This window comes from Bombilactobacillus mellis (assembly GCF_000967245.1).
GTDB lineage: Bacteria > Bacillota > Bacilli > Lactobacillales > Lactobacillaceae > Bombilactobacillus > Bombilactobacillus mellis.
In genome coordinates this window covers 854523-878868 of sequence record NZ_KQ033877.1, presented here as the reverse complement: position 1 = coordinate 878868, position 24346 = coordinate 854523, and the positions used below count along the sequence as shown (strand labels likewise).

Sequence of the window (24346 nt, the reverse complement as noted above, 5' to 3'; positions counted from 1 at the left end):
ATCCCTCTTTACAATTCTCTATTATTCCAGATGTAATCCTTGATTGATAGAAGATAACGTTTTCTCATTTGACCAGTCAATACGGTCTGGCCAAGCGAAAACATTATTTGTAACAATTCCATCAAAATTAATTTCATTTAAAGCTTGATAAGTGGCTTCAAAATCAACCTCGCCTTCTCCAGGATTCAAATGTTGATGGATTGTTACTGGTGCCCCCGGAGGATTAATAGTATAGCGTAACCCGAAATTACCCGCGTAATTAAAAGTATCGGCAATTAAAACATGAGTCAAAACATCTTTACTATTTAAAATTTGTTGCCGCACATCACCAACTCCACCATCAGAATAGAAGGCATGCGCCGAACACCAAACTTGACTCACCCAATCTAAATCTAAAGAACGAATCAATTTAGCGGCTTCAACACTGGATTCAATAAAATCATTGGGATGGGCCTGAATCTCCAATTTAATATTATTACGCTCAAAAACGGGAACAAGCTCTTCCATAGATTTATACCATTGACCTTCTGAAGTTATCGGATCATATTTATCCCCTGAAAATTCAGTGTTCAAAGTATCTACACCCAATTCTGCGGTTATTTCAATAGTACGTTTCATATTTCTAACAGCCGCCTGACGTTCCTGTTCATTAGGTGAAGACCATTGTTGAACCGGCAAAACTGAAGATAGTTCTACACCCGCATCTCGCAGCCACTTTTTTACGTCTTTAATCATTGCTGAATTAACCTTAGGATACTGATAAAACCAAATAAAATCCGTCCGGGGCGATAATTCAATATATTTATAGCCTAAGCGGGCAGTTTTCTCAATCATATCGTGAAAAGAAGTATTATCACGAAACATCGATGGATCATAAGCTAATTTCATTTTGAATTTTATCCTTTCTTTCTATCCTTTCTAATGAAGTTATTTTACTTCTACGCCAGAACTAGAGATCTCACCTGCTTGAAATTCTGATTGAATTTGTTCCAATGATTTGCCTCGAGTTTCTGGAGCAAAATAATAAGAAAATATCCAGGAAAGAATATTTAAAACAACAAATACCATAAAAGTCCAAGTCATTCCTAATTTATCCATAAGAATTGGGAAAAAGTAACCTACCAAAAAATTAGCAAACCATAAAAAGAAAGTTGAAATGCCCATTCCTAATCCACGAATTTTTTGTGGAAAAATTTCAGATAATAATAACCAGACAATTGGACCTAAAGCTCCTTGAAAACAAATTAGAAATAACATAGTACAAAGTAAAACAAATATCGGCAAAAGCGGACTATGTTTAAAGACAACTGATACGATAACTATTAAAACTAATGCTACGGTTGTGCCAGTAATTCCAGTTAATAAAATTTTACGCCGATCAACTTTATTCATTATCAACATACCAATTGAAACACCCAAAACTGACATCACACCATTAAAAATATTAGCAATTAAAGCAGCATTATGGGCAAAGCCTGATTTTGTCAAAATTGTTGTACCATAATACATCATCACATTAATACCAATAAACTGCTGCATTATAGCTAAACCGATTCCAATTAAAACAATACGTCTAATCCAAGGGATAGATAAATCTTTAAAGGTAGCCTGCTTGATTTCTTTTTCTTGAATTAAATTAGCCTTTATTTGTTCAACTTCTTTAGAAATAACAGTTCTATTAGGTCTAATTTTTATTAATGATTGTTCAGCATCTTCTTCTTTATTTTCCATAACCAACCAGCGCGGTGATTCAGGAATGAAATACAAGCCTAAAAACAACAATATTGCTGGAATAACACAAAAGCCTAACATATAACGCCAAATACTAGTAACACCTGAAAAAATATTCCCCAGAACAGCATTAACTACAAAAGCCAATAACTGACCTGTAACAATCATTAACTCGTTTTGAGTAACAAATCTGCCACGAATATCTGGTGTCGACAGTTCTGACAAATAGGTTGGAACAATTACAGAAACCCCACCTACGGCTAATCCCAATAAAGCTCGTGAAATTATCATTATCCAAGCATTGGGTGCTGTTGAACATAAAATAGTAAATATTATAAACCAAACAGATAGGTACCATAATAAATGTTTACGTCCAATTTTGTCAGATATCCTTCCCGCAAAAATAGCTCCAACTGCAGCACCTAGAGTAATAGCACTAGTAACTAACCCCTGATCATTAGGCGTTAAATTTAATTCTTTGGGACTGGACATATAAATCAAGGCCCCATTAATAATACCGGTATCAATTCCAAATAGAAGACCACCAAGAGTAGAAATCGAAGCAATTTTTTGTAAATTATGACGTATTTTTTTCTTAGATAGTTCCTGCAGGGGAACTTCATTGTTACTTTCAGCCATTGAATTTACCTCCTTTGAAGAGTTCAATTTGAATTCTCTTCAACCTTATCCTTTGTTATGTTTGCCTTACCAAGTACATGAAACTGTTGCATTTTTTGTAACATCATCTGTTTAATTGCCTCATTTCCTGCTTCTAACATTGGTAAGGGTTCATGCCCTGCATCTTTACGATTGATCCTTTCTCTTACTGCATTAATCCAAGCATAATTTATTTCAGTATTGATATTGATTTTATTAGTTCCCATCTTAATTGCAGTTTGAATTTGATCATCGGGTATGCCTGAAGCTCCATGTAAAACTAAAGGCAAGCCGGTTACTTGAGAAATTTGCTGCATACGTTCAAAGTTTAGATTCGGCTTGCCTACATAATCCCCATGAACTGAACCTAAAGCAGCTGCTAAAAAATCGATACCAGTATTTTTCATCTGCACAGCATCTTCAACACTCGCGTATTTAATGCCGCTAATAATTCCATTTTCATTGCCCCCGACTGCTCCGACTTCTGCTTCTACGGAAACATTACGGGCATGAGCATAATCGACAACTTCTTTAGTTAAACGAACATTATCAGCAATCGGTAGTTTAGAGCCATCAAACATCACCGAAGTATAACCGGCAGCGATAGCCTGCTTTGTATGTTCAACGCTAGTACCATGATCCAAATGTAAAACTACCGGAATAGTAATCTGCAACTCCCGGATAAAATATTGCGTCACATCAGCCAAATATTGAAAACCACCTAACCGATCAACTAAACGATCTGAGGTTGCTAAAATAACTGGAGAATTAGTTTCTTGTGCAGTTCGTAAATAGACAGTAATCCAATTAAGGCCGTTAATATTAAAATGTCCCAGAGCATAATGATTCTTTTGTGCTGCTTTAATTAACTTAAAAGCTGGTACTAACATTTTTCTCCTCTACTTTCCTAATATTTAAAGGCCTTCTTTAAGTGCTCTTGCGTATCTGTAAATGATTTCTGAACTTTTTGATTTTGAGAAACTTCAGGATCACCTACTCGCCACCAAGCATTACCATAGTCATGAGTCATGGTTTTTGGCAAAACCTTAACATCGATTAAAGTCGAACAATCCTGTTTTTTAGCATCATCTAACGCTGCTAATAATTGTTCTACTGAATTAACGTGATAGCTTTTAGCACCATAACCTGCTGCTACTTTGGCATAATCAATATTTAAGATTTTTTGATCTGATGTCGTAAACTCCGTCATAAAACTTTCATCACCATGGGACATTTGTAAATTATTAATTGAATGAAATCCTGAGTTATCAAAAACAACGACATTAATTTTCTTATGATATTGTAAAGAAGTAACTAATTCCGAATGCTGCATTAAGAAGCTACCATCTCCCACTAAGGCATAGCTTTCAACGTTAGGCTTTGCTAATTTCACACCTAAACTGGCAGCAATTTCATATCCCATCATGGAGTAACCATACTCCATATGATATGTGTCTTTTGCTTTCGGATTCCAAATCCGATGAACATCACCTGGTAACGAACCTGCAGCTGCTACCATAATTGCCTCAGGGTCAATATGTTCATTCATAGCAATTAGGGCACTAGTCTGTGTTAAATGTGTACCTAAAGTCTGAGCATAATCGGCTAATTTTTCTTTCGTATAATGTCCCGAGATTTCAGGAACAAAATCTGGATCATCATAATTAGTATGAGCTAAGCGTTCTCTTTCCTGATTCCATTCTTCTTTATAAGTTTGTAGATTAGTGAAAGTGCTTTGATATTGTTCTAATTCTGCCGATTTAGTTAAGACTTGCAGAGTATCACGAATGTCAGCTACAATTGGAAAGGCATCAAATTTAATCGCTTGCATCCGGCTCAAATTAATATTAATAACTTTAGTCTGTTCCGGATTAATTCCCGTTTTAGAAGAAGTTGTAAAATCGGTATAACGACTACCTGCACCGATCAATAAATCAGCTTCCGCCAAAACTTTATTAGCCGCAGAGGTCCCTAAAATTCCAACTCCGCCCATATTATTGGCAAAATCGTAAATAACAGTCGATTTGCCAGTGGCTGTTTCGACGATTGGAATCTTAAATTTTTGGGAGAAAGCTTCAATAGCCGTTCCGGCATCACTAAATTTAGCACCACCTCCTACCAGCAGAACTGGTTTTTGACTTTGTTTAATTAGCTTCACTGCTGTTTCGACTTCAAATTGACTTGGTTGCTGGCGTTTAACTACATATACTCGCTTTTGAAAGAACGATACTGGATAATCATAAGCTTCGCCTTCAGCATCTTGGGGAAGACAAATAGTTACCGGTCCCGTGGTAGCTGGATTAGTTAAAACTTCAAAAGCCTTCAATAAAGCACTCATTAATTGTTCTGGACGTTGGATACGATCCCAATATTTAGAAACCGGCTTTAGGGTATCATTAGTTGTGGTAGCAGCACTATTCTCTACTTCAATTTGTTGTAAAACCGGATCAGGTTGTCTGGAAGCAAAAGTATCCGCCGGCAAAATTAAGACTGGAATATTATTAACATAAGCATTACCAGCAGCGGTAACAAAATTTGCCGAACCAGGTCCTGCAGAAGCCGTTACTGCAAAGATCTTTCTACGTAAATTTTCTCTTGCATAAGCCACAGCAGCACTTGTCATTCCCTGTTCATTATGGCCTTGATAAACCTTTAAATGTCCGGGCTCATTATATAAGGCTTCTCCTAATCCCAACACATTACCATGCCCAAATATTCCAAAAATTCCTTCTACAAAAGGTGTTATCTCCCCATCAACATCAATATATTGTTGATTTAAAAACTTAACCAGTGCTTGGGCAGTAGTTAAACGAACAGTCTTTGCTTTTTCCATCACTTGTCCTCCTTACATAATATTGTTAAAACTGCTTTAAAATAGATTTAAGACGATAATGATAATAAGGTTTTTCTTTTACCTCGACACCTCCAGATCATCATTTGTAAACCCTTACAATTGACAATATAATATATTTTCTGATGTAAGTCAATCATAATGTATTAATAATATAATCACAAAATTATCATAATATTATAAAAAGGGTTTAAAACAATCCAGTTGCTTTAAACCCTTTTTTACACTTAATATTAACTATCCTTTTTTACTTATAATCAATCCAAGAAGCCCCATTATCAGCAGATTTAACACAATTTTCAATCCAGCGCACTGCTTCGAGACCATCATTGACATTTGGATACCATTTATCGTAAGTCTTTCCATGATCAATAGCATACATCGCTTGAGCAAAGCGGCTATACAAATTAGCCCAAGATTCAAAGAGTCCTTCTACCACATCGGTTGCTCCGCGATCATCTTCTCGAGCTTCAGGATATAAATAATCGGCACCTTTAACCATAATCTTTTGCGGTTCTCCTTGAACTTCATAAGATAAAGCATAAGGATGATCTTCATGCCATTCGATACTAGCCTTTTCACCTACAATTCTAATTTTCATGCCATACATAGAGCCGCTATTTACACAACTTGACCACAAGTAGCCCACTGCCCCATTATTATACTTTTGAATTGTCATTGCGTTATCTTCTAGAGGAGCCCGGCTTTTAACAAAACTCTGACGAGAACACATTAATTTTTTAATTTTTAATTCTGGGCAGATAATACGGGAAAGATACAGGACATGAATTCCAATATCACCTAAAACGTAGCTGGGACCTGCCATTTTAGGATCAACTCGCCATTTAGTACTAGCATTATGCTTTTCAACTGCAACGTTATGATAACCATGAGCATAAACCATATTAATAACTCTAATATCACCCAAATCTCCGTGCTTAACCATTTGTCGAGCTTGTTCAATCATTTGATAACCAGAATAAGCAAAAGTTGTGGCTAAGATTTTTTTATGTTTTTCACTTAACTCTTTTAAATCTTCGGCTTCTTTAACAGTAAAAGTCATCGGCTTTTCACAAACTACATGTAAATCATTCTCTAGAGCCGCCTTAGTAATTTCATAATGTAAATAGTTAGGAGTGGCGATGATTACCGCTTCAATTCCGTCATCACGTTCTTTTTCTTTAGCAAACATTTCTTTATAATCATCATAAAGCCGACTAGGATCGATGTGTAAATTAATCCCAAAATCACGCCCACGCTCTGGATTAACATCAAATGCACCAGCAATTAGCTGAAAATTGAAGTCACGAGTTGCAGCCATCCGATGAATATAGCCAATTTGGCCACCACGGCCACCGCCAACCATACCAACGCGAATCGGACGATCTAATTTTTTTTCTCCATAATTCATAATTTATTCCTCCCATTTGGAATTTAATTAAGTAACAATTACAGTTGATACTATTGTTTAAAACCAACTGCTTTTAGGTAGTCAACACTTTGTTTAACATCTTGTAAACTACTATCGCTATTTCTGGGATCTCTTTCTTGCTCAATGGTAATAAAGCCTTCATATTTTAGCTCATCTGCTAATAAAACATGTAGTCTTTCATAATCAATTATTCCTTTACCGATAGGGCACATAACCTGATCAGCACAAGCATCAAAAAATTTAATTTTTTCTTGCATTACTTCTTCATATTTTTGCTGATCAATATCTTTAAAATGAATATAATCCACGCGATCCCAATACTTACGCAGCATTGTTTCCGGATCCATTTTGGAATAATACAAATGTCCCGTATCTAAGCAAAGTCCAGCCACTTCATAAGGTATATCTTGAACTAACTTAGCAATCTCATCTTCAAACTCAATAAAGCCTCCAGCATGCGGATGAACTACCGGACGTACATGATATTTTGCAGCTATTGCACAAATTTGCTTAATATGATCCATTAACAAATTCCACTTTGCTGCATCCAATCTCTCAGCGCGATCCGGATGACCCGCATTATAATCACGCGCTAAATGAGCAGGATCATTATCACTGAAATCCATAATTGTTAAGTAAGGAGTTGGGTAATGTTGATGAGGTTGCTTTTCTTTTTGAGGTAATTGTGAAACGAGTTGACAAATATTTTCTGTTTCTTCAATTATATCGGGAAAATGTTCTTCAGAGATTAAATCTTCAAAAATTGTACCAGTCATAATTGTAATGTTGTTTTGTTTCAAAACTGGTAATAAATCGGATAAATTAGTCGGCATATAAGTATAAGGACCTAATTCCATACCGGTAAAACCAGCTTGATGTGCTTCTTGGACAACTTGTTTCCAATCGGGTAAATAGGGATTGTTGGCATCATCCACTCCCCAGCAACAAGGCGCTCCACTAATATAAATAGTCATAATGCTGTCCTTCCTATAATTTTATATCAACAATTTTTCCAGTATTTACAGACTCTTGACAGGCTTTAGCAATTTTCAGCGCTTTAAGGCCATCTTCGACAGTAATTGAAGGCTGTTGACCCTTTATAATATTGTTGGCAAAATCTTGTAACTCAAGAATAAAAGCTTGATTAAATCTTTCAATAAAGTCCTGAAATGCGGGTCGAACTATACCTTCCTGATTAAAAATAGTTACCAAATTTTTCTCCGAATGTTCTCCTATTCGAAGCCAACCATTGGCTCCCATGACTTCCAATTCAACTTGATATCCGTGAGCAGCATGACGTCCCCCCAATAGTGTTGCAATGCTGCCATTGTCCATTTCCAACTGAGCCACTCCAGTTTCATATTCACCAAGATCTTTTAGTTCTGGAGCTGCAATATTATTGGCTAAAGCCCAAACTCTCACCGGCTCATGGCCACTAAACCATCTTACCAAATCAATATCATGAATATTCATATCTAAGAAAATTCCACCACTATCAGCTGCTGCAGCAAATTTAGTAAAGCCTTCCATTCCGGAAAGTGGATCTACACCGTATCCACGCAAATAAATAATATCTCCTATTGCTCCTTGACTAACCATTTTTTTAGCATATTGATAGGATTTATCAAAACGACGCATAAAACCTGATTGAAATATTTGGTGTGGATGAGAGTTAATGACAGATATCATTTCATCAACCGAACTTAAATTGATTCCTAGGGGCTTTTCACAAAAAACGTGCAGCCCTGCATTTAAAGCATAAATAGTCATTTCCGGGTGTAGAGCTGTAGGACTTGCAATGACAACTGCATCTAATGGTTCATTGTCAATCATTTTTTATAATCAGTATATACAGCGTTTACATTTAAATTATCTTGAGCCCATTGTAATTGGTTTTCAGCAGCACAAACTGCAACTAACTCTAAGGAATCGACCCGATTCACGATATTCTGGGCATGAAAGGAACCCAGTCGTCCTAAACCAATTACAGCTATTTTAATTTTTGGATTGTTCATTCTCTAATTAGTACATCCCTTCAGGAAGTAATTACTAATCACAAGATCATTAAAGGATCATCACTATTTATAAATATCAGGCTGTTCTCCAAAAGTGATATCTACAACTTGATTAGTCTGCAAACTTTCGGTTGCTTTAGCACAAGTAATAGCTGCCATGTAGCCTGTCCAAGCACTTGGTCCAGCCGGTTCTTCTCCTTTAGAAACATGATCAATAAAGTCTTGAAATTCCAATTGGAAAGCCTTGGCAAAACGCCCACCTGATTCTATTGGTACTGAATTATAAATTTTTTCATCTTTATGAATCCGTGTGGATGGCATATCAGGTAATTCGGCAATTCCGGTTTCACCAATTACTTGACATTTAACTTCATAACCGTAATGAGAATTAATATTTAAATAAGTGTTAATAATAGCACCGTTTTTTAATTTTAGCGTTGCTACCTGTGGCTCCTGCAATTCTGAAGCTGTATTAGTACTATTAGGCCGAGCATATTGAACCTGGACAGATTGATATTCATCATTAAAGAGCCAACTTATAACACTGATTTCATGGACAAAAGTATCATTAATAACATCTGAGGTTTTATAATAATCATTTGGCGGAGCCGGTGCAAAATGCCGACAATAACCTAATAGAGGAGCTCCAATTTCACCCTTATCAATAGTTTGTTTTAATTCTTGATAATAAGGATCATAGCGCCGCATAAATCCTACTTGAATCAAACGTTTGCCTTTTTTAACTTCTGCATCTACAATTTGCTTTGCTTCTTCAACTGTGGTTGCTAATGGTTTCTCAGTAAAAACCGGTTTATCGGCTGCCAAGGACTTTAAAATGGGTTCAGTATGAGTATCATTTTTACTGAATACTAAGACTGCATCTACTTCAGGTGATTCAATTAATTCATCAATTGAGTTGGAGGGCTGAATTCCTAACTTGAATTCGCTAATCACTTGCTCTGCAGATTTCTTATTAACATCATAAATCGCCGTAATTTTTGCTCCATGTAAATTATTAACAATATCATTGACATGAACATGACAAATATAACCGCAACCAATAACTCCAAATCTCAGCATTTTTTCCTCCTATAAATTAACAAACAAAATTATCTACTTGCTTAATGACTCATTTAAAGCCGCAATCGATGTTTTTATACCGGCATCAACACTCATTGTTAAATCTTCCATTTCTAAGGATACATAATCGTTATAACCCGACATCCTTAGGACAGAAAAGAACTCTTTCCACCAGTTAATACTTTGACCGCAGCCCACAGCTACATAATTCCAAGATCTAGCCCAAGATTCATCAACCTTTTTTGTTTCAACTAAACCATTAACAGCAGCCATCCCTCTTTCAATACGAGCATCCTTACCATGAACATGAAAGATAGCTCCAGCTTCTGCTAGCGGTCTGATTGTGGCAATAGGATCTGATCCCATAATAATCATATGCGAAGGATCCAAATTCATACCAATAATGTCACTAACTTCATTTCGCAAATAAAGGAGAGTTCTGGGGTTATAAACTAACTGACTAGGAAATTCTTCCAATGCAATTTTATTAATCCCATGATCTTTTGCGAACTGGGTAAATTTCTTCCACCAAGGAATTGCAACGTCTTGCCATTGATACTTTAAAACATCGGGCATATAATCTGGCCATGAAATAGTTGAAGAAATCCAATTCGGAGTTTTATCTTCCGGTGAGCCCGCAGGCAAGCCACTCATCATCACCACTTTTTCAACACCCAATTTGCTGGCCAATTCTATGGTTTGATAAGCAGTTTGAGAATGCCTTTGCCCCATTTCTCCCGGTGCTAAAGGATTTCCTGAACAGTTTAAGGCCACAATCTTAATATCACGTTTTTTAAATTCCTCAACGTAAGCCTGGAAGTAATCATCATCTTCCAATAAGCGTTGAGTATCAACATGCTGACATCCGCCCCAACCACCAGACGTCATTTCTACAGCATCAATGCCATAACTTTTGACTTTATCTAACATTTCGGTATAGGGCAAATCACCTAGGACATCAGTTATTAACGACAATTGCATCCGTTTAACCTCCTTTGTATTATTTTTTAAACCGCTTTCATTGTAAATTGATTTCCACCATAAGTCAACCAAAATAGGTCCAAAATAATATAATAAAATAACAATAATTACTCAAACTAAAACTTTATTACTTATCAAAAAAAGGACTAACTTATACCAAATATTTGGTCTAATTAGTCCTTACAAAAATAAAAATTATAATTCGGATTCTGCATAACGCGCAGTTACAACCTTACGATGTGTATAGAATTCTACACTATCTTTACCATTAGCATGCAGATCGCCAAAGAAAGAGTTCTTCCAACCTGAGAAAGAAAACCAAGCTAACGGTGCCGGTACTCCCAAGTTAATGCCTAACATACCCGCATCAATGTTTTCCCGGAAATAACGAATCGCTGAAGCATTGTTTGTAAAAATACATGCCCCATTCGCAAATTCTGATTGATCAGCTAATGCAACAGCAGCTTTGACATCGGGAACGCGAACAATGCAGGCTACAGGAGCAAACATTTCGTCTTTCCAAATAGTCATATCAGTGGTGACATTGTCAAAAATAGTTGGACCTACAAAATATCCCTTTTCCGGCAGGTTTTTTCGTCCGTCTAAGATTAAATCGGCACCTTCATCTATTCCCTTTTTAATGTAATTAAAGGTGCGCTCTTGAGCATCTTTACGAATCACTGGTCCTAAAAAGACTCCTTCGTCTAAACCATTACCAATTTTAATTTCCTGAGCAGCCTTTTTAAATTTAGCTAAAAATTCATCCGCGATTGCTTCTTCCAATACAATAACTGATGCCGACATGCAACGCTCACCTGCAGAACCAAAGGCTCCTCCAATGATATTTTTCACAGCACTATCTAAATTAGCATCTTTTAGGACAATAACGTGATTTTTAGCACCGGTTAAAGCCTGAACCCGCTTCAGATTCTGCGCACCGGTGCGGTAAACATATTCTCCTACATTCTTAGAACCGACAAAACTAATGCCTTTAACTAGAGGATTTTCTAAAAGTGTATTCACGACATCATGAGCTCCATAAACAACATTTAAAACACCCTTTGGAAAACCTGCCTGCTCGACTAGTTCCACAACTTTTTCCATCAACATTGGCGCTTTTTCAGAAGGTTTTAAAACCACAGTATTTCCTGTTGCTAAAGCCATTGGGAAAATCCAAAAAGGAACCATCATCGGAAAATTAAACGGTGTAATTCCACCAATAACTCCAATTGGATAGCGATAATTAGTAATTTCAATATCTGTAGCACCGGTAGAAATGGAATCGCCCATCATTAAATTAGTAATGCTAGCTGCATTTTCCACATTTTCAATTCCACGTTGGACTTCACCTAAAGATTCCGATAACGCTTTACCATTTTCCATAGTCACTAAACGAGCCAATTCTTGCTTATGTTCCATTAATAAGTTCTGTAACTTAAAGAAATAGCGTCCTCGCTTCGGAACGGCTACTTTTTTCCAGGATTGAAAAGCTGTTTGTGCCGCCTGAATTGCTTGATTAGTATCCTCAGCTGGTGATAGTGGTACTTGAGCAATCACTTCTTCGGTAGCGGGGTTAATCACGTCTAAAGTTTCGGTGGCCTGACTAGGTACCCATTGACCATTAATATAATTTTTTAAAATTCGAGCCATTTTCTTCCTCCTAATAGTATCATCAGTAAACTCATAAAAATTGCAGCGAAACAAGTGATTGATTGCTACAAGATAACTCCTAATAATTTATAAATAGTACTTATATATAGATTTTTTAAAAAATTAATCGTCCATTGATTTAAATTAACTCAGAGTAAAATTCTTTTTACAAATCTTGGGATATCAGAATTATTATAGTTGTGAATCAAAAAGCCAAAATATTATCATGACTATTATTCATTATTAGAAATCATCCTGTAACAATCAATCACCAAAAGTTTTAATCTTAAAACTATACTCGCGCAACCATATCACCATATTGGGACTTTTCCTTTTTGATAAAATCTTTCACTTCTTGTTCGTGAGGCATAAAGTCAGAACAACCATGACTGGCAACTAACATTGCAGCTTCAGCGCTGCCCATTTCTAAACAATCAATAATATCCCAGCCGTTTAAGACACCATTGAGAAAGCCGGCTGCATATCCATCTCCGCCGCCAAAAGATTTCAAAGCTTGAATTGGGAAAGGCTTAATTGAATAATCTTCACCATTATTTAAATAAGCCGTCGAACCCTTCTTGCCATGCTTAATGACCACAATTTTGGCTCGTTGATTAAACCAATAATCGGCTGAACTTTTATCAGTTCCAGCTAAGCCTAATAATTTTTCGGTTAAATCAAATTCTTCTCTGGAACCCATGATTATATCAGCAACATTAGCAATCAAACCATAATATACCGCAATTTCATCAGAACTTTGCCAATTGTAAGCACGATAATCAATATCAAAAATGATCGGTGTCTTAGTCTTTTGTGCTAAAGCAGCTGCCTTTAAAGCAGCTTCTCGCGATGGACTTGCTGCTAAAGCCGTGCCTGAAATTAGTAAGGACTTGGAATCTTTAATATAGTCTTCATCAATTATCTGTGGTTCTAACGATAAATCTGCTATTTGATTGCGGTACATTAAAATACTACTTTCATCTTTAGATAAAATCTCTGTAAAAGTTAGGCCCAAACTCTCTCCATGTTTACAAGTCATGATATGAGTAGTATCAATTCCCTCATTTTTAAAATACTCTGTAACGTATTCACCAAAGCGATCTTTGGAGACTGCTGAAAAAAAACCACATTTTTTGCCTAAACGACTGAGTCCGACTGCAGTATTAGCAGGAGAACCACCTACATATTTTTTAAAAGTAGTACTTTGTGCTAAAGTTTGAAAATAGTCTACCGGATTAAAATCAATTGCTATCCGTCCCAAAAGTGTCATATCATATTTTCTATTTTCAGGAAATTGAATAATATTTTTGGTTAAAACTGATTCACTACTCATCTTCTTATCCTTCCATTCAATACAGATTTTAAGTGAAATGTATCAAAGCTTTCCTGATACAAACTGTGCTTCACCCCAGCCAAAAGACCAATCAGCGTCTCCATTTTCCACTAATGAAATCAAGATTTCAGAGCCTTTGATTTGTAAAGCCTGCGTTAATTCTGTTGCTACTTGGCGATAAAACTTTAATTTGGCTTCTTTACTCCGTTTGCGACTAAAAACTTGAATAACAAGAGCATCCTTTGATCGCGTGAAACCCAAATTAGTATCTAATAAAACCATTTCGTTGGGAGCATGTTGCGTGATAATCTGATAACGATCACGATCAGGAATTTGAAAACAGTTAACGGCCACTTGATGAATAATATCCAAAGCTGTTTTTAACTGTTCATCAGAATAATTTTTAAATGTATCAACTCTAATTAAAGGCATAATTTTCCTCTCATTGCAATTTATTTACGGTCCCAAATCCATTCATGATCTGGATCATTGTGAAATCTCCAAATCCGTACTGGACCTGCCATCACATTTAAGTAGTAGGAATTATATCCATCAGGCACACCAACTGGATGATAACCCTTGGGAACTACTACTACATCATTATTTTCTACCGACATTGTTTCATCTAAAGACCGATCATCGGTGTAGACACGATGGAAGACAAAGCCCTGCTTAGGGGTGATTTTATGCAGATAAATTTCCTCTAATGAAGATTCCTCCGGTAAATTATCATGATCGTGACGATGCGGCGGATAACTGGAGAAGTTGCCACCATCAGTGTAGACTTCCACGATTAAGAGACTATTAGCTGCTGGATTGTCTTCTGGTAATATATTTTGTACATAACGTTTAATAGAGTGATTGCCCCGATGTTCAATTGTGTTGTCCGCAGCAGTAATTAATTTGGTTGGTAATTGTTTATTGGAAGGTGCATAGCATAAAGCAATTTCAGCCACATCACTTTTTGCGGTAACTTGATAGTCATGATCGTTAGAAATATAAACGCTGTCAGTCGGCTTTTTATCAAAAACGCTTTCGCGAGTTCCTATATTCTCAAACTGATTATCGCCTTCCTTAACTGTTACTTTCCCTGAGAGAGCCACTACACAAACTTCAGTTTTTCCCAACTTCTCCGAATAAACTGCACCTTTTTGCAGTTGGAGTAGTTTCACACCAGCATATTTTAAAGGTGCATTTTTACTACTAACATCCTGAATTAAAGTCACTCCAGAATCTAGTTCCTTATTTTGATGTACAAATTTTAATTTTGTCATTCTCAAATCCTCCAAATTTTGAGCAAACTCAGTAAACGCTATCATTAAATTGATTAGCAAAAGCCACTGACAGTCCTTGTAAACTCCCAATCATATAAAGTTGCCAAAATATAATTAATTTTATAATATTTTTGGTTAACTTTTGAATACATCTTTATAATACTAGCTCATTTTTTAATAGTCAAGAGTTCACAGCTAAGAGCTTTAGTAATTTATAGTGCTTGTTTGATAAACTTATTGCGAAGATGATTACTAAATGCTATATTAATGGTAAACTGTTTGGTTGTAGGTGAAAAACTGTGAAAGAACAAAGAATTAAAAGTATGATCCGTTATATTAAATCTTATGGAACCGTGAGTTTAGATGAACTTTGTAATGAATTTAATGTTTCTAAAAATACTGTTCGACGAGATATTAACGAAATTGCTGCCACCGGAATTATTAAAAAAGTATACGGTGGTGTGGTTGCCCAAACCCAAGGCGTTACTCCCTATGAGAATCGTGACAGTTCCTACAACGAGCAAAAGAAAGCTATTGCCCAAGAGGCCGCTAAATATATTAATAATCACGATCTCTTATTTATTGATTCCGGAACTACCACCCAATATATTCCCAAGTTTATTAATCCGGAATTAAAAATTACAATTATTACCAATAGTTTAAGCATTGTTAATGAAGTCTTAGATAACAATAATTTTGAAATTATTATTATTGGTAATCGTCTAAAGCGTAAAACTAAATCTTTTGTAAATGTTGAAGACTGGTCTTACTTTGATCGGATTAATATTAGTAAAGCCTTCTTGGCGGCTACGGGAATTTCCTTAGATAAAGGCGTCACTAATTCCGATATTTTGGAATATGAACTTAAGCGGCGCGTTGTGAACAAAGCTAGTAAAAATTATCTTTTAGTAGATCATTCCAAATTTGGCAAAGCCGCACTTTTGACCTATGCCTATGTGAACAGTTTTAATACCATCATTACCGATCATGATATTCCAGCAGATTTTATAAGATTAATGCGCGAAAAAAAAGTTAAACTAATTCAAACCAAAAATTAGTCAGCTTAACTAACTGCGGCAACATTTTTAAAGACCAAGAAAAACACTGAATTATCACTCCAAAAATTCAGTGTTTTTTTTAGTTGCATTATACTTCTGTATCCAGCTGTCTAAGCGCCAATTGTAAAGAATAAAATTTACTTTGTGCAGTATCACTACGGGAAGTTAGAATTACCGGCACTTTAGCTCCAGTAATCATTCCCCCGACTTGGGCGCCCGCAAAGAGTGCAAAAGCCTTATATAAAACATTTCCCGTATCAATATTCGGAACCACAATTACATCGGCATCTCCCATAATTGGTCCGTGATAGTGTTTTCGCTGCACTGCTTGGGGTGATAATGCTAAATCTAAAGAAAGCGGACCAAAAACTAAGCCGGTTGTTTGATCTTGAAAATGTTTCGCCACTTCTTTAGCTAATACCGAAGAAGGCATTTTAGGGTTAAAATTTTCAGCAGAACTGATTAATGCAATTTTGGGTTGAACTATCCCCAATTTATGGGCGACAACCAAAACATTATCAACAATTTCAATCATTGTCGTTGTTGTAGGCGCAATATTCATAGCACCATCTGTCAGTAAAAAAGATCTATTAGCAGCCTGCGGCAATTTAATCAGCGCAATATGACTTAAAAGTGTTTGCTTTTTTAAATCAAATTTATCTTGGACCAAAGCTTTTAATAAAATATGGCTTTGAATCAAACCCTTCATTAAAACCTGTCCCGACCCAGTTGCCACATAATTTACTGCTTGTTGTGCCACTTCTTGATCATTGGCACAATGATAATAAGTCCAAAAATGATTAGGATCAATGTTATCTGCTTTATCAAAAACTACAAATTGGAGTTGCTCACCATAAAAATTTTTTGCCAGATTAACAAATTCGACAATTTCTGGCTGTGAACCTCCCGCAATTACTATAACAGTCATGATTATAATCACCTCGATCAAAATCTCTATTTCTATTTCTATTATAGATTATTTTTTTAATAATAAATGAGAATTATTCCCTATTTTCTCAAAAGGAACTTTGGTAATCTTCCTTAGAGAAAGTTTATGAAATCACAGACTAACGTAAGAACAGGATTAATTTTTAGAGCGATTAGAAAGCTGGGCGCTTAGGAAACTACCAGCTTTTTTAATTTTTCTGAAACAAATAATAAAAAGCGTAAAAATTGGTATTGCCGTTAACAAAGGTGATATTATGACTAGTAAAGGGAGGTGAGCTTTTTGAACCGTGGTTGGAAGTGGCTATTAGTAATCATTGCTTTATTAATGATGCCAATGCCAGTATTAATTATTAACGCTAATTGGTGGCTCATTGAGCCTTATATAAAAATGAATTGGACACCAATATCTTGGAGTAACACGTTCCTAGCTTATTATTTGCTAATCGCCAGTGTGCTGGTTTTGCTGTTACTGCTGGTATTTTTACTGACAGTTCTCTTTTATCCAACAAGGCGTAAATTTAATTTAATCAATAAAAAGCATGGTCGCTTAACGATTACTGCGAAAGCCATTAACAACTTTGTGAAAGATTCTTTAGAAAAAGAACCTTATCTCAACAATCCTAAGGTAAGTTCACGTTTAACCAAACGCCAAATTAAAATTAAAATTGCTGGTGATTTGTTGGCTAGTAATAATGCTCAGGCCAAATTTGACAATTATCTACATACCTTAGAAGATAATTTGCGCAATCTATTGGGAATAGAGCAAAAGCCAAAAATTAGAATTAAATTAGCTAATTATCATCCCCAAGAAGAAAATACAAATCGCAAACTTCAATAAGAGGTGTAAATAATGAAAACATTAAGGGAGCATTATAATTACGAAATTGTCGGTGGTTTAATTGGTTTATTAATGGCAATAGGATTTGTTTGGCTGGGATTTATCAAAACGATTTTTATTGTTTGTCTCACCATAATTGGGATCGTTGGTGGACATTATTGTCCCAAGTTGTTTAAAATATTGCAAAAAAATTAGGGGGAATACACAATGGCAAAAGAAAATGAAAAGGCACAAGGAAATTCACAATCTGAAATCAAAGGTGAACTCACTTATGACCAAAAAGTTGTCCAAAAGATCATTGGAATGGCTTTATCTGATATTGATGGACTACTGACCGTGGATGGTGGCTTTTTTTCTAATTTGACTGATAAATTGGTAAACAATGATGACGTAACCTCAGGAATTAATGTTGAAGTTGGTAAAAAGCAAGTTGCTGTTGACGTAGACATTGTTGCGGAATATGGCACTAATATTTCTAAACTTTATGATCAAATCAAAGACAAAATTTATCAAAGAGTAATGCATATGACCGGTTTAGAAGTAGTTGAAGTTAACGTTAATGTTGTAGATGTTAAAACTAAAGCCGAGCATGAAAAGGATTCTACCAGTTTACAGGATAAAATTAGTCATGCAACTGACAATATTGGAAAAAATGCTAAACAAGAAGGCAAAAAAGCCCAAGATAAGATGCAAGAAAAGACTTCTTCCAACAACCGTGTGAAATAAGGCTTACACAATTATGTCTTCTTATTCTTAATTTTTATTTCGCAAATAAAAATTTCTAAAACCATTAACTTATTGGGGTGGACGACCAGGCCACCCTTTTTTATTGTTAAAAAATAAAGCTAAGCTATCATCCTTACGAATGCTTAGCTTAGCTTTCAAATTAATTAATAGCAGCCAATAATTAAACTTAACTATTAATAGGAGTCCCACCAGTGACACCATATATTTGTCCCGTAGTATAACTAGCTAAATTAGATGCTAAAAATACATAAGTAGGTGCCAATTCATCCGGTTGTCCTGCTCTTTTCAGTGGCACTTCACTACCAAAAGAAGTAATTGCTGATTGAGGTTGCCCACCGCAAACTTGAAGCGGTGTCCAGACAGGGCCGGGAGCTACCCCGTTAACCCTTATACCTCTGTCAGCTAATGCCTTCGCTAAATTTGTAGTAAAACTAACAATTGCAGCCTTAGTCGCCGCATAATCCAATAAAATAGGCGTCGGATTAAAGGCTTCTAGCGAGGTACTAGTGATAATGGAACTACCCTTTGGCAAAAATGCTAACGCTTTTTTTACAGCTGCATACATTGAAATAATATTAACTTGAAAAGTATCCTTGACCTGTTGCATCGATAAATCATCAATATTATTAACATGCTGCTGAATTGCAGCATTAAGTACTAAAATATCTAATCCGCCCAATTTTTCGGCTGCTCTTTGAACTACTGTTTCTGGTTCTTGTTCTTGACGAAAATCTGCTGACAATAAAAATACTTTGGTACCGATAGCTTTAATAATTTTTTCTACATCTCGAGCGTCTTGTTCTTCAGCTGGCAAATATTGAATTGCAACATCGGCGCCTTCTTTAGCAAAATGTATCGCCACACTGCGGCCAATTCCGGAATCACCACCAGTTATTAAAGCTCGACGTCCCTTTAATAATCCTCTGCCTTCATAATTTTGTGCATCGCTATCTGGCTGAGGATGCATTTGTGATTGAATCCCTGGATATGTTTGTGGCTGCTTATCATAGTTTTGTGCATAATACTCTTTTTGTGGATCTCTGAGCTCTGACTTCATAATTAAAACACCTCTCCCATTTAATCTGTGAAGCTTTACTTTATGAACCTTTAAAAACTTTCAGGCCTTAGTAACTAAGCCTATTTTCATTATAGTACAGACACTAAAAATCTTCCGAAATTGTGATATTTAGATTTTTAGCAACAAATATCTATAAAATTTTGTTTCGTTTAAATTCATAATAATTTTAAATTTCTAAATAGAGAGAAGCTAATCTGGCCACAAATTTATTTAGGATAGAATCAAGAATACGAATTATTTCTACCTTAAAAAGCAAAATTAAATTCCAAATTAAATGCGTAGGACTTTCTGAAATAATTTCAGATAAAGATATATCGAAAACATATAGATTTAAGCATCTGCTGATTGCTACTTCCGGGTAATTTTTTTATTTAAGTAAAGCAGACTCCTCGTATTTTCAGATACGTATTCTAAAAAATTAAACTCAAATAAAATTTTTCCAATACTTTCTGTATATGTATTTTTCTAACCTTTAAAACTAATCTGATACTTGGCCTCATACTCAGACTGATACTTCTTTAAATAATATAAGGGCAAAAAAATATCCATCGGACTATATGCTACTATAAAATAAATAGCACCAGCCGGAAATAAGGCCATAAACAACGTAAACCCAATAGATTTCAGAGTTCGATCCCACTCAAAACTTCGAAAAATCAACTTTTGCAGCCACTTAAACACCAAAATAAGCAAAAGGATAATACTGGAATAAGCACTCATTATTTTGAACCCCTTATCGATTTTAGTAAAAACCGGACTTTGGCCAGGATTGGGTATCTGTAATAAAGCGGCTCTTTGTTTAATAACACTTTTAACAGCTAAATAAATACCGAATACTGTCACAACCACACAAAAAAGCTCGATAAGAATAAATTCCACCGGTCCAGTTATCTTCTTAATTGTTAAGTAAAAAAAAGGAAATTCTATAAATATTAGAACTATTCCTAAAATGCTCAACAAACCCTGAGTAACTAACTTTTCAATAATCCAATTATGATAAAATGAACTGATTAACATAATAAAAGGAGCAATAACTGCTTGAGCCACAACCAATAGACACAAAAAATTAGTTACTGCGCCAAAAGTATGAGGAAAAATTACATAAAAGGAAATTATAAGAAAAATTGTCAAAAAATAAAAAGATAACATTCCTTTATAATCCCGCCAATACTTACGACGCAAACTGGGGTTCTCTTTTATATCTTCTATAATTTCTTCCGCTCGGGTCGAAGTAATTGCTTGACTTTGTTGAAAAGTAGCTGTAAAAAGTTTCACTAAACTAGCCTTCTTTCTTTGGTATCGCTTTCAAAAAATGATTAATATAATCTAATAAAATATTAGCAAACCACCCATACAAAGACAAGTTTGATTTACCGTTTACAAACTATCCCCAATATTTTATTACGGTTTACTAACGCTAGTAAAAACTATCTAAAATTTCTAAATTTCCCCTATAAGTTTAGAATCAGCACAAAAGTTGTGTTTGGATCATTTATATAAAAAATGAGATTTTCTTTTAAATTATAAGTATTTAAAAAATCTAATTTATTAACCTTAATTTTTGCAAGATAGAATTCTGTCTTGCAAAAATTAACTTAAAATGCTTAAATTTTAACATAAATTAATTAATAGTTTTCAATGGAGGTGTTAACTATGCCGCAAATTTATTTACGTCACACGCAAGCAACTGAATTAGACCAGGTCATGAAGATTATTCATGATGCTCAAAAACAATTATTAAGGGAAAATATTAATCAATGGCAGGATGGTCAGCCCAGTGTCGAACAACTTAAACAAGATATCCAAAACAATATTAGTTACGTTCTAATTTCTAACCAACAAATAGCCGGAACCGCTGCCCTCTTAAAAGAACCAGAACCTACTTATCAAGAGATAATAGATGGCAGCTGGCTTAATAATAACTCCCCTTATGCCACAATCCATCGCTTTGCTCTCGCAGATGATTTTAAAGGACATAGTTTAAGTTCTATTTTAATCAGTTGCTTACTAACAGTAGGCTATCAGCTAAATTTTGCTAACTTTAGAATTGATACCCATCCTGATAATCAACGCATGCAACACCTCGTTCAAAAGAATGGTTTTACTTATCAGGGAAAAATTAGATTGAATGATCCGCAGCGTAGTTTTCGACTAGCCTATGAACTTAATTTATAAATTTGCAACAAATAATTAGTTATATCACCAAATAAATCGTTTACAAAAAAAATTAACTATGCTATGATTTGGGTTGTAGGCATGGTAGCCTACTGCTTATATCAAGTCATCTTTTTCTTCACCTATCTCAAAAGCAAATTAATAATAAAAAATCTTCAGTGGACAATAACACTGAAGATTTTTTATTATTCCAAAACTAATTGGCATCTTATCAAAGTAAAATCCTGATTTTATAAAGCGGAATGATTCTTATTTTGAAATAATGACGCTAATTGAATTATATCCGTAACGTAATCCAAAACCGTCGTAACAAGCAGAAAAATATTGGCCGAACCTAATGAAGTACTTGTAGAAACCAAGCTAGCCCCCAAAGTTATAAATAATAAAATTACAGCCGTGGACGTAGAGGTGTTCGGATCATTTTTTAAATAGTGATTCAATTTTTTAATTGCTTTCCCAATGACCGCCGAAGAAACTCCTAATTTCTGTTGTAATTCCTGTTGAAAACTCTGATTGCTAAATACTGGTACTAAAGACTGATTAAATTTTTGCAGCAAAGTATTCAATTGCAACTGAATATGTTTGTTACGACTGGCACATTTCCGTAATAAAACTCGGACTTCTTGAATAATTGCCGGCGTTATTGGCTGACTTAAAAAATTTAATAACTGATTAACACTGTAATCATTTATTATTTTTTTCACAAAACCGTCGGTATTTTTAGTAAGCTTACTGGTTGATTCAGCACCACTAAGGCTTTGAAGATTAGTTAAAGAGCTCGCAGATATATGGCTGACAAATTCATCCAAAAATGAAGACTGTTTGACCAAATGTTGATTCTTATTCCAGTTAATTGCTTTTTCTTTTGCCATTGCTAATATTCCGCAACATCACTATAGATGCTATTATCGATTTTATGATAAACATCTAAATTAAACTCTTTTTTATTGCCATCATAACTAATCTCATAGTAAATTCCATCTTTATAATTGGTCGATAAAATCGCCTTATTATTTTGTAAAGTCTGACAACTCCAAATTACTTGGATATCTTCTTCGCCAATAGTCTGTTTGAAATCCGACATTTTATTGTACCGTTCAACTAATAATTGCCGACAAATCCTAAGAAAATTTATATTGTTCATTTTTATACCCCTCTCCCAAAGTGAATAAACTATATAAATTAGTTATTCTGAATAATGTATCACAAATAATAATAACGTGCCATTAATTTGTACATTTTTAATTGAGTATCTTTGCCTGTACAAGAAGTAGAGTTAAAAATTAACAACTAGTAACAATTAATTTTTAATTAAAAAAATTTACAGAAATTAATTATTTTCGCAAAAAATTATATTTTTTACATTTATAATGCTTTTTGAGATACTTTTGTTTCCACCTATGATATATTAATAGCGGGGGAGATGTCATAGCTCTGCGTTATGCGTAGAGCTATTTTTGTTTATTATTATTTTCATAAACATGAATCTTCCTCATCTCAAACTAATGAAAACATTATTTATATTTCCAGAATTGATAAATTATTGCTATTATAACAGATTTTTTTAAATTTAAATAATTAATCAGGGATTTTTTCTAATATAATTAATTATTACTGAAAATATAATTTATAATTACCCTTTTTTATTTTATATACATAGTTTAAGGACTACTATTTGAGGATTTTAAAGCTAATAGAATAATAGTAGACAGAGCTTTTTATTATGATGTCATCCAATAATAATTTTCTGAAATCATTAAAATTTAATAATGTTTAAATTATTTTCAGTAAAAATATACAGATCTTCAAATATTTATAAATTTACGGGTAGTTATCTAGCCTTAGCTAATCTTGCGGATTTACTAATTTCTAAATTATTAAATTAGAATCGCAATTAAAAAAGCTATTATTAGATAATATTATGTAATGGACAATTATTTTTAAGCAGAACAGCAATGGTGATTTATAACCTGTCCAAATCTAGGAACTTTTTATTTAGAATATCAATGCAAAATACACTTTAGTAATGAGAATATTGGAAAAATACTCAAATAAACTGCTCCGTTTTCCAAGAAGCAGTTTTTTGTTTGTTTAAAATTATTACTTTAAGATTTTACCAAACAAAATATCTGCTACCGTCCACAAAATAATACCGACAATCAAAAATAGACCAAATATCTTCACTAAGTCTAGTGCTGTTTTATTGGGAAACCAATTACTAAATACCAGACAAGGATATACAGTTAGTAGCATAATTAAAAAGTGAATGATAGATTGTTTAATCAATGACCAGCTTTCAACTTCATAAATAACAGAAGCTGCAACGACTGCTGTAACAATTAACCCCGTGATGAAAGTCGATTTAACCTGGTAATCGTCCAGTCGCTGAAATTTCATAATTCCGGAAAGTAGACTCATAATAATAAAAGGAATACTTCCACGTATTATTGCAGATAAAATATAGTTCATAACGTTTTCCTTAGTGGATAGTTAATTGT

25 protein-coding genes are annotated in these 24346 nt (G+C 34.6%); 5 read left to right on the top strand and 20 right to left on the bottom strand.

Translation table 11 applies throughout. The annotated features are described in order from the left end of the window. Positions 1-21: 21 nt before the first annotated feature. From JG29_RS04240 to iolB, 14 genes are all read right to left on the bottom strand, one after another. Positions 22-888 carry a sugar phosphate isomerase/epimerase family protein gene (locus tag JG29_RS04240; protein ID WP_045922649.1) on the bottom strand — a complete coding sequence of 289 codons (867 nt, stop codon included), beginning with the start codon at positions 886-888 and terminating at the stop codon, positions 22-24. Positions 889-927: 39 nt separating this feature from the next. Continuing rightward, positions 928-2370, bottom strand: coding sequence for a sugar porter family MFS transporter (locus JG29_RS04235; RefSeq protein ID WP_045922648.1), 1443 nt, complete (start codon positions 2368-2370; stop codon positions 928-930). 23 nt (positions 2371-2393) lie between these two features. Next, the gene (locus JG29_RS04230) at positions 2394-3278 is read right to left on the bottom strand and encodes a class II fructose-bisphosphate aldolase (RefSeq protein ID WP_045922647.1); all 885 of its coding nucleotides are present in this window, start codon (positions 3276-3278) and stop codon (positions 2394-2396) included. 17 nt (positions 3279-3295) lie between these two features. Then, on the bottom strand, positions 3296-5221 hold the full coding sequence (gene iolD / locus JG29_RS04225; protein ID WP_045922646.1) for a 3D-(3,5/4)-trihydroxycyclohexane-1,2-dione acylhydrolase (decyclizing): 1926 nt from the start codon (positions 5219-5221) through the stop codon (positions 3296-3298). A gap of 265 nt (positions 5222-5486) precedes the next feature. Then, positions 5487-6650: a Gfo/Idh/MocA family protein gene (locus JG29_RS04220; RefSeq protein WP_045922645.1), complete on the bottom strand. Its 1164-nt coding sequence runs from the start codon at positions 6648-6650 to the stop codon at positions 5487-5489. Positions 6651-6700: 50 nt separating this feature from the next. Next, a complete protein-coding gene (locus JG29_RS04215; RefSeq protein ID WP_045922644.1) occupies positions 6701-7645 on the bottom strand; it encodes a sugar phosphate isomerase/epimerase family protein in 945 nt (314 codons plus the stop codon). Between the two features lie 13 nt (positions 7646-7658). After that, complete coding sequence (locus JG29_RS08890; protein WP_282432000.1) at positions 7659-8504, bottom strand: Gfo/Idh/MocA family protein; 846 nt, start codon at positions 8502-8504, stop codon at positions 7659-7661. Next, entirely contained in the window at positions 8501-8686 is a 186-nt protein-coding gene (locus JG29_RS08955; RefSeq protein WP_282431999.1) for a Gfo/Idh/MocA family oxidoreductase, read from the bottom strand. Before JG29_RS08955 ends, JG29_RS08890 begins: the two co-directional genes overlap by 4 nt. Before the next feature lie 63 nt (positions 8687-8749). Continuing rightward, on the bottom strand, positions 8750-9766 hold the full coding sequence (locus tag JG29_RS04205; protein WP_045922643.1) for a Gfo/Idh/MocA family protein: 1017 nt from the start codon (positions 9764-9766) through the stop codon (positions 8750-8752). 33 nt (positions 9767-9799) lie between these two features. Continuing rightward, a complete protein-coding gene (locus JG29_RS04200) occupies positions 9800-10747 on the bottom strand; it encodes a sugar phosphate isomerase/epimerase family protein (RefSeq protein ID WP_045922642.1) in 948 nt (315 codons plus the stop codon). Positions 10748-10942: 195 nt separating this feature from the next. Further along, entirely contained in the window at positions 10943-12397 is a 1455-nt protein-coding gene (locus JG29_RS04195) for a CoA-acylating methylmalonate-semialdehyde dehydrogenase (protein ID WP_045922641.1), read from the bottom strand. Positions 12398-12689: 292 nt separating this feature from the next. Then, entirely contained in the window at positions 12690-13730 is a 1041-nt protein-coding gene (gene iolC / locus JG29_RS04190; protein WP_045922640.1) for a 5-dehydro-2-deoxygluconokinase, read from the bottom strand. A gap of 42 nt (positions 13731-13772) precedes the next feature. After that, positions 13773-14162 carry a tautomerase family protein gene (locus tag JG29_RS04185; RefSeq protein ID WP_045922639.1) on the bottom strand — a complete coding sequence of 130 codons (390 nt, stop codon included), beginning with the start codon at positions 14160-14162 and terminating at the stop codon, positions 13773-13775. A gap of 20 nt (positions 14163-14182) precedes the next feature. Continuing rightward, positions 14183-15004 carry a 5-deoxy-glucuronate isomerase gene (gene iolB / locus JG29_RS04180; RefSeq protein WP_045922638.1) on the bottom strand — a complete coding sequence of 274 codons (822 nt, stop codon included), beginning with the start codon at positions 15002-15004 and terminating at the stop codon, positions 14183-14185. Between the two features lie 299 nt (positions 15005-15303). On the opposite strand from iolB, the gene JG29_RS04175 reads away from it, so the two are divergent. Beyond that, entirely contained in the window at positions 15304-16062 is a 759-nt protein-coding gene (locus JG29_RS04175; RefSeq protein WP_045922637.1) for a DeoR/GlpR family DNA-binding transcription regulator, read from the top strand. 88 nt (positions 16063-16150) lie between these two features. Here the strand turns inward: JG29_RS04175 and JG29_RS04170 are convergent, their stop codons facing one another. Next, positions 16151-16990 carry a phosphate acyltransferase gene (locus JG29_RS04170; RefSeq protein ID WP_045922636.1) on the bottom strand — a complete coding sequence of 280 codons (840 nt, stop codon included), beginning with the start codon at positions 16988-16990 and terminating at the stop codon, positions 16151-16153. A gap of 300 nt (positions 16991-17290) precedes the next feature. Here JG29_RS04170 and amaP point away from each other — a divergent pair, with 300 nt between their 5' ends. From amaP to JG29_RS04155, 3 genes are read left to right on the top strand one after another with little or no spacing between them, the layout of a single operon-like run. Beyond that, a complete protein-coding gene (amaP, locus tag JG29_RS04165) occupies positions 17291-17848 on the top strand; it encodes an alkaline shock response membrane anchor protein AmaP (protein ID WP_045922635.1) in 558 nt (185 codons plus the stop codon). A 12-nt stretch (positions 17849-17860) separates the two neighbouring features. Then, positions 17861-18043, top strand: a complete 183-nt coding sequence (locus tag JG29_RS04160; protein WP_045922634.1) for a DUF2273 domain-containing protein — start codon at positions 17861-17863, stop codon at positions 18041-18043. Between the two features lie 12 nt (positions 18044-18055). Next, positions 18056-18574: an Asp23/Gls24 family envelope stress response protein gene (locus JG29_RS04155; RefSeq protein ID WP_045922633.1), complete on the top strand. Its 519-nt coding sequence runs from the start codon at positions 18056-18058 to the stop codon at positions 18572-18574. A gap of 187 nt (positions 18575-18761) precedes the next feature. Here the strand turns inward: JG29_RS04155 and JG29_RS04150 are convergent, their stop codons facing one another. Both JG29_RS04150 and JG29_RS04145 read right to left on the bottom strand, forming a co-directional pair. Next, positions 18762-19655, bottom strand: coding sequence for an SDR family oxidoreductase (locus JG29_RS04150; protein ID WP_045922632.1), 894 nt, complete (start codon positions 19653-19655; stop codon positions 18762-18764). A gap of 483 nt (positions 19656-20138) precedes the next feature. Further along, positions 20139-20948, bottom strand: coding sequence for a hypothetical protein (locus JG29_RS04145; RefSeq protein WP_045922631.1), 810 nt, complete (start codon positions 20946-20948; stop codon positions 20139-20141). A 378-nt stretch (positions 20949-21326) separates the two neighbouring features. On the opposite strand from JG29_RS04145, the gene JG29_RS04140 reads away from it, so the two are divergent. After that, entirely contained in the window at positions 21327-21848 is a 522-nt protein-coding gene (locus JG29_RS04140; protein ID WP_045922630.1) for a GNAT family N-acetyltransferase, read from the top strand. 230 nt (positions 21849-22078) lie between these two features. Here JG29_RS04140 and JG29_RS04135 read toward each other — a convergent pair whose 3' ends face one another. From JG29_RS04135 to JG29_RS04125, 3 genes are all read right to left on the bottom strand, one after another. After that, complete coding sequence (locus tag JG29_RS04135; RefSeq protein WP_045922629.1) at positions 22079-22720, bottom strand: hypothetical protein; 642 nt, start codon at positions 22718-22720, stop codon at positions 22079-22081. Between the two features lie 2 nt (positions 22721-22722). Continuing rightward, positions 22723-22992: a DUF6275 family protein gene (locus JG29_RS04130; RefSeq protein WP_045922628.1), complete on the bottom strand. Its 270-nt coding sequence runs from the start codon at positions 22990-22992 to the stop codon at positions 22723-22725. A gap of 956 nt (positions 22993-23948) precedes the next feature. Further along, positions 23949-24317 carry a DUF3021 family protein gene (locus tag JG29_RS04125; protein WP_045922627.1) on the bottom strand — a complete coding sequence of 123 codons (369 nt, stop codon included), beginning with the start codon at positions 24315-24317 and terminating at the stop codon, positions 23949-23951. Between the last annotated feature and the right edge of the window lie 29 nt (positions 24318-24346).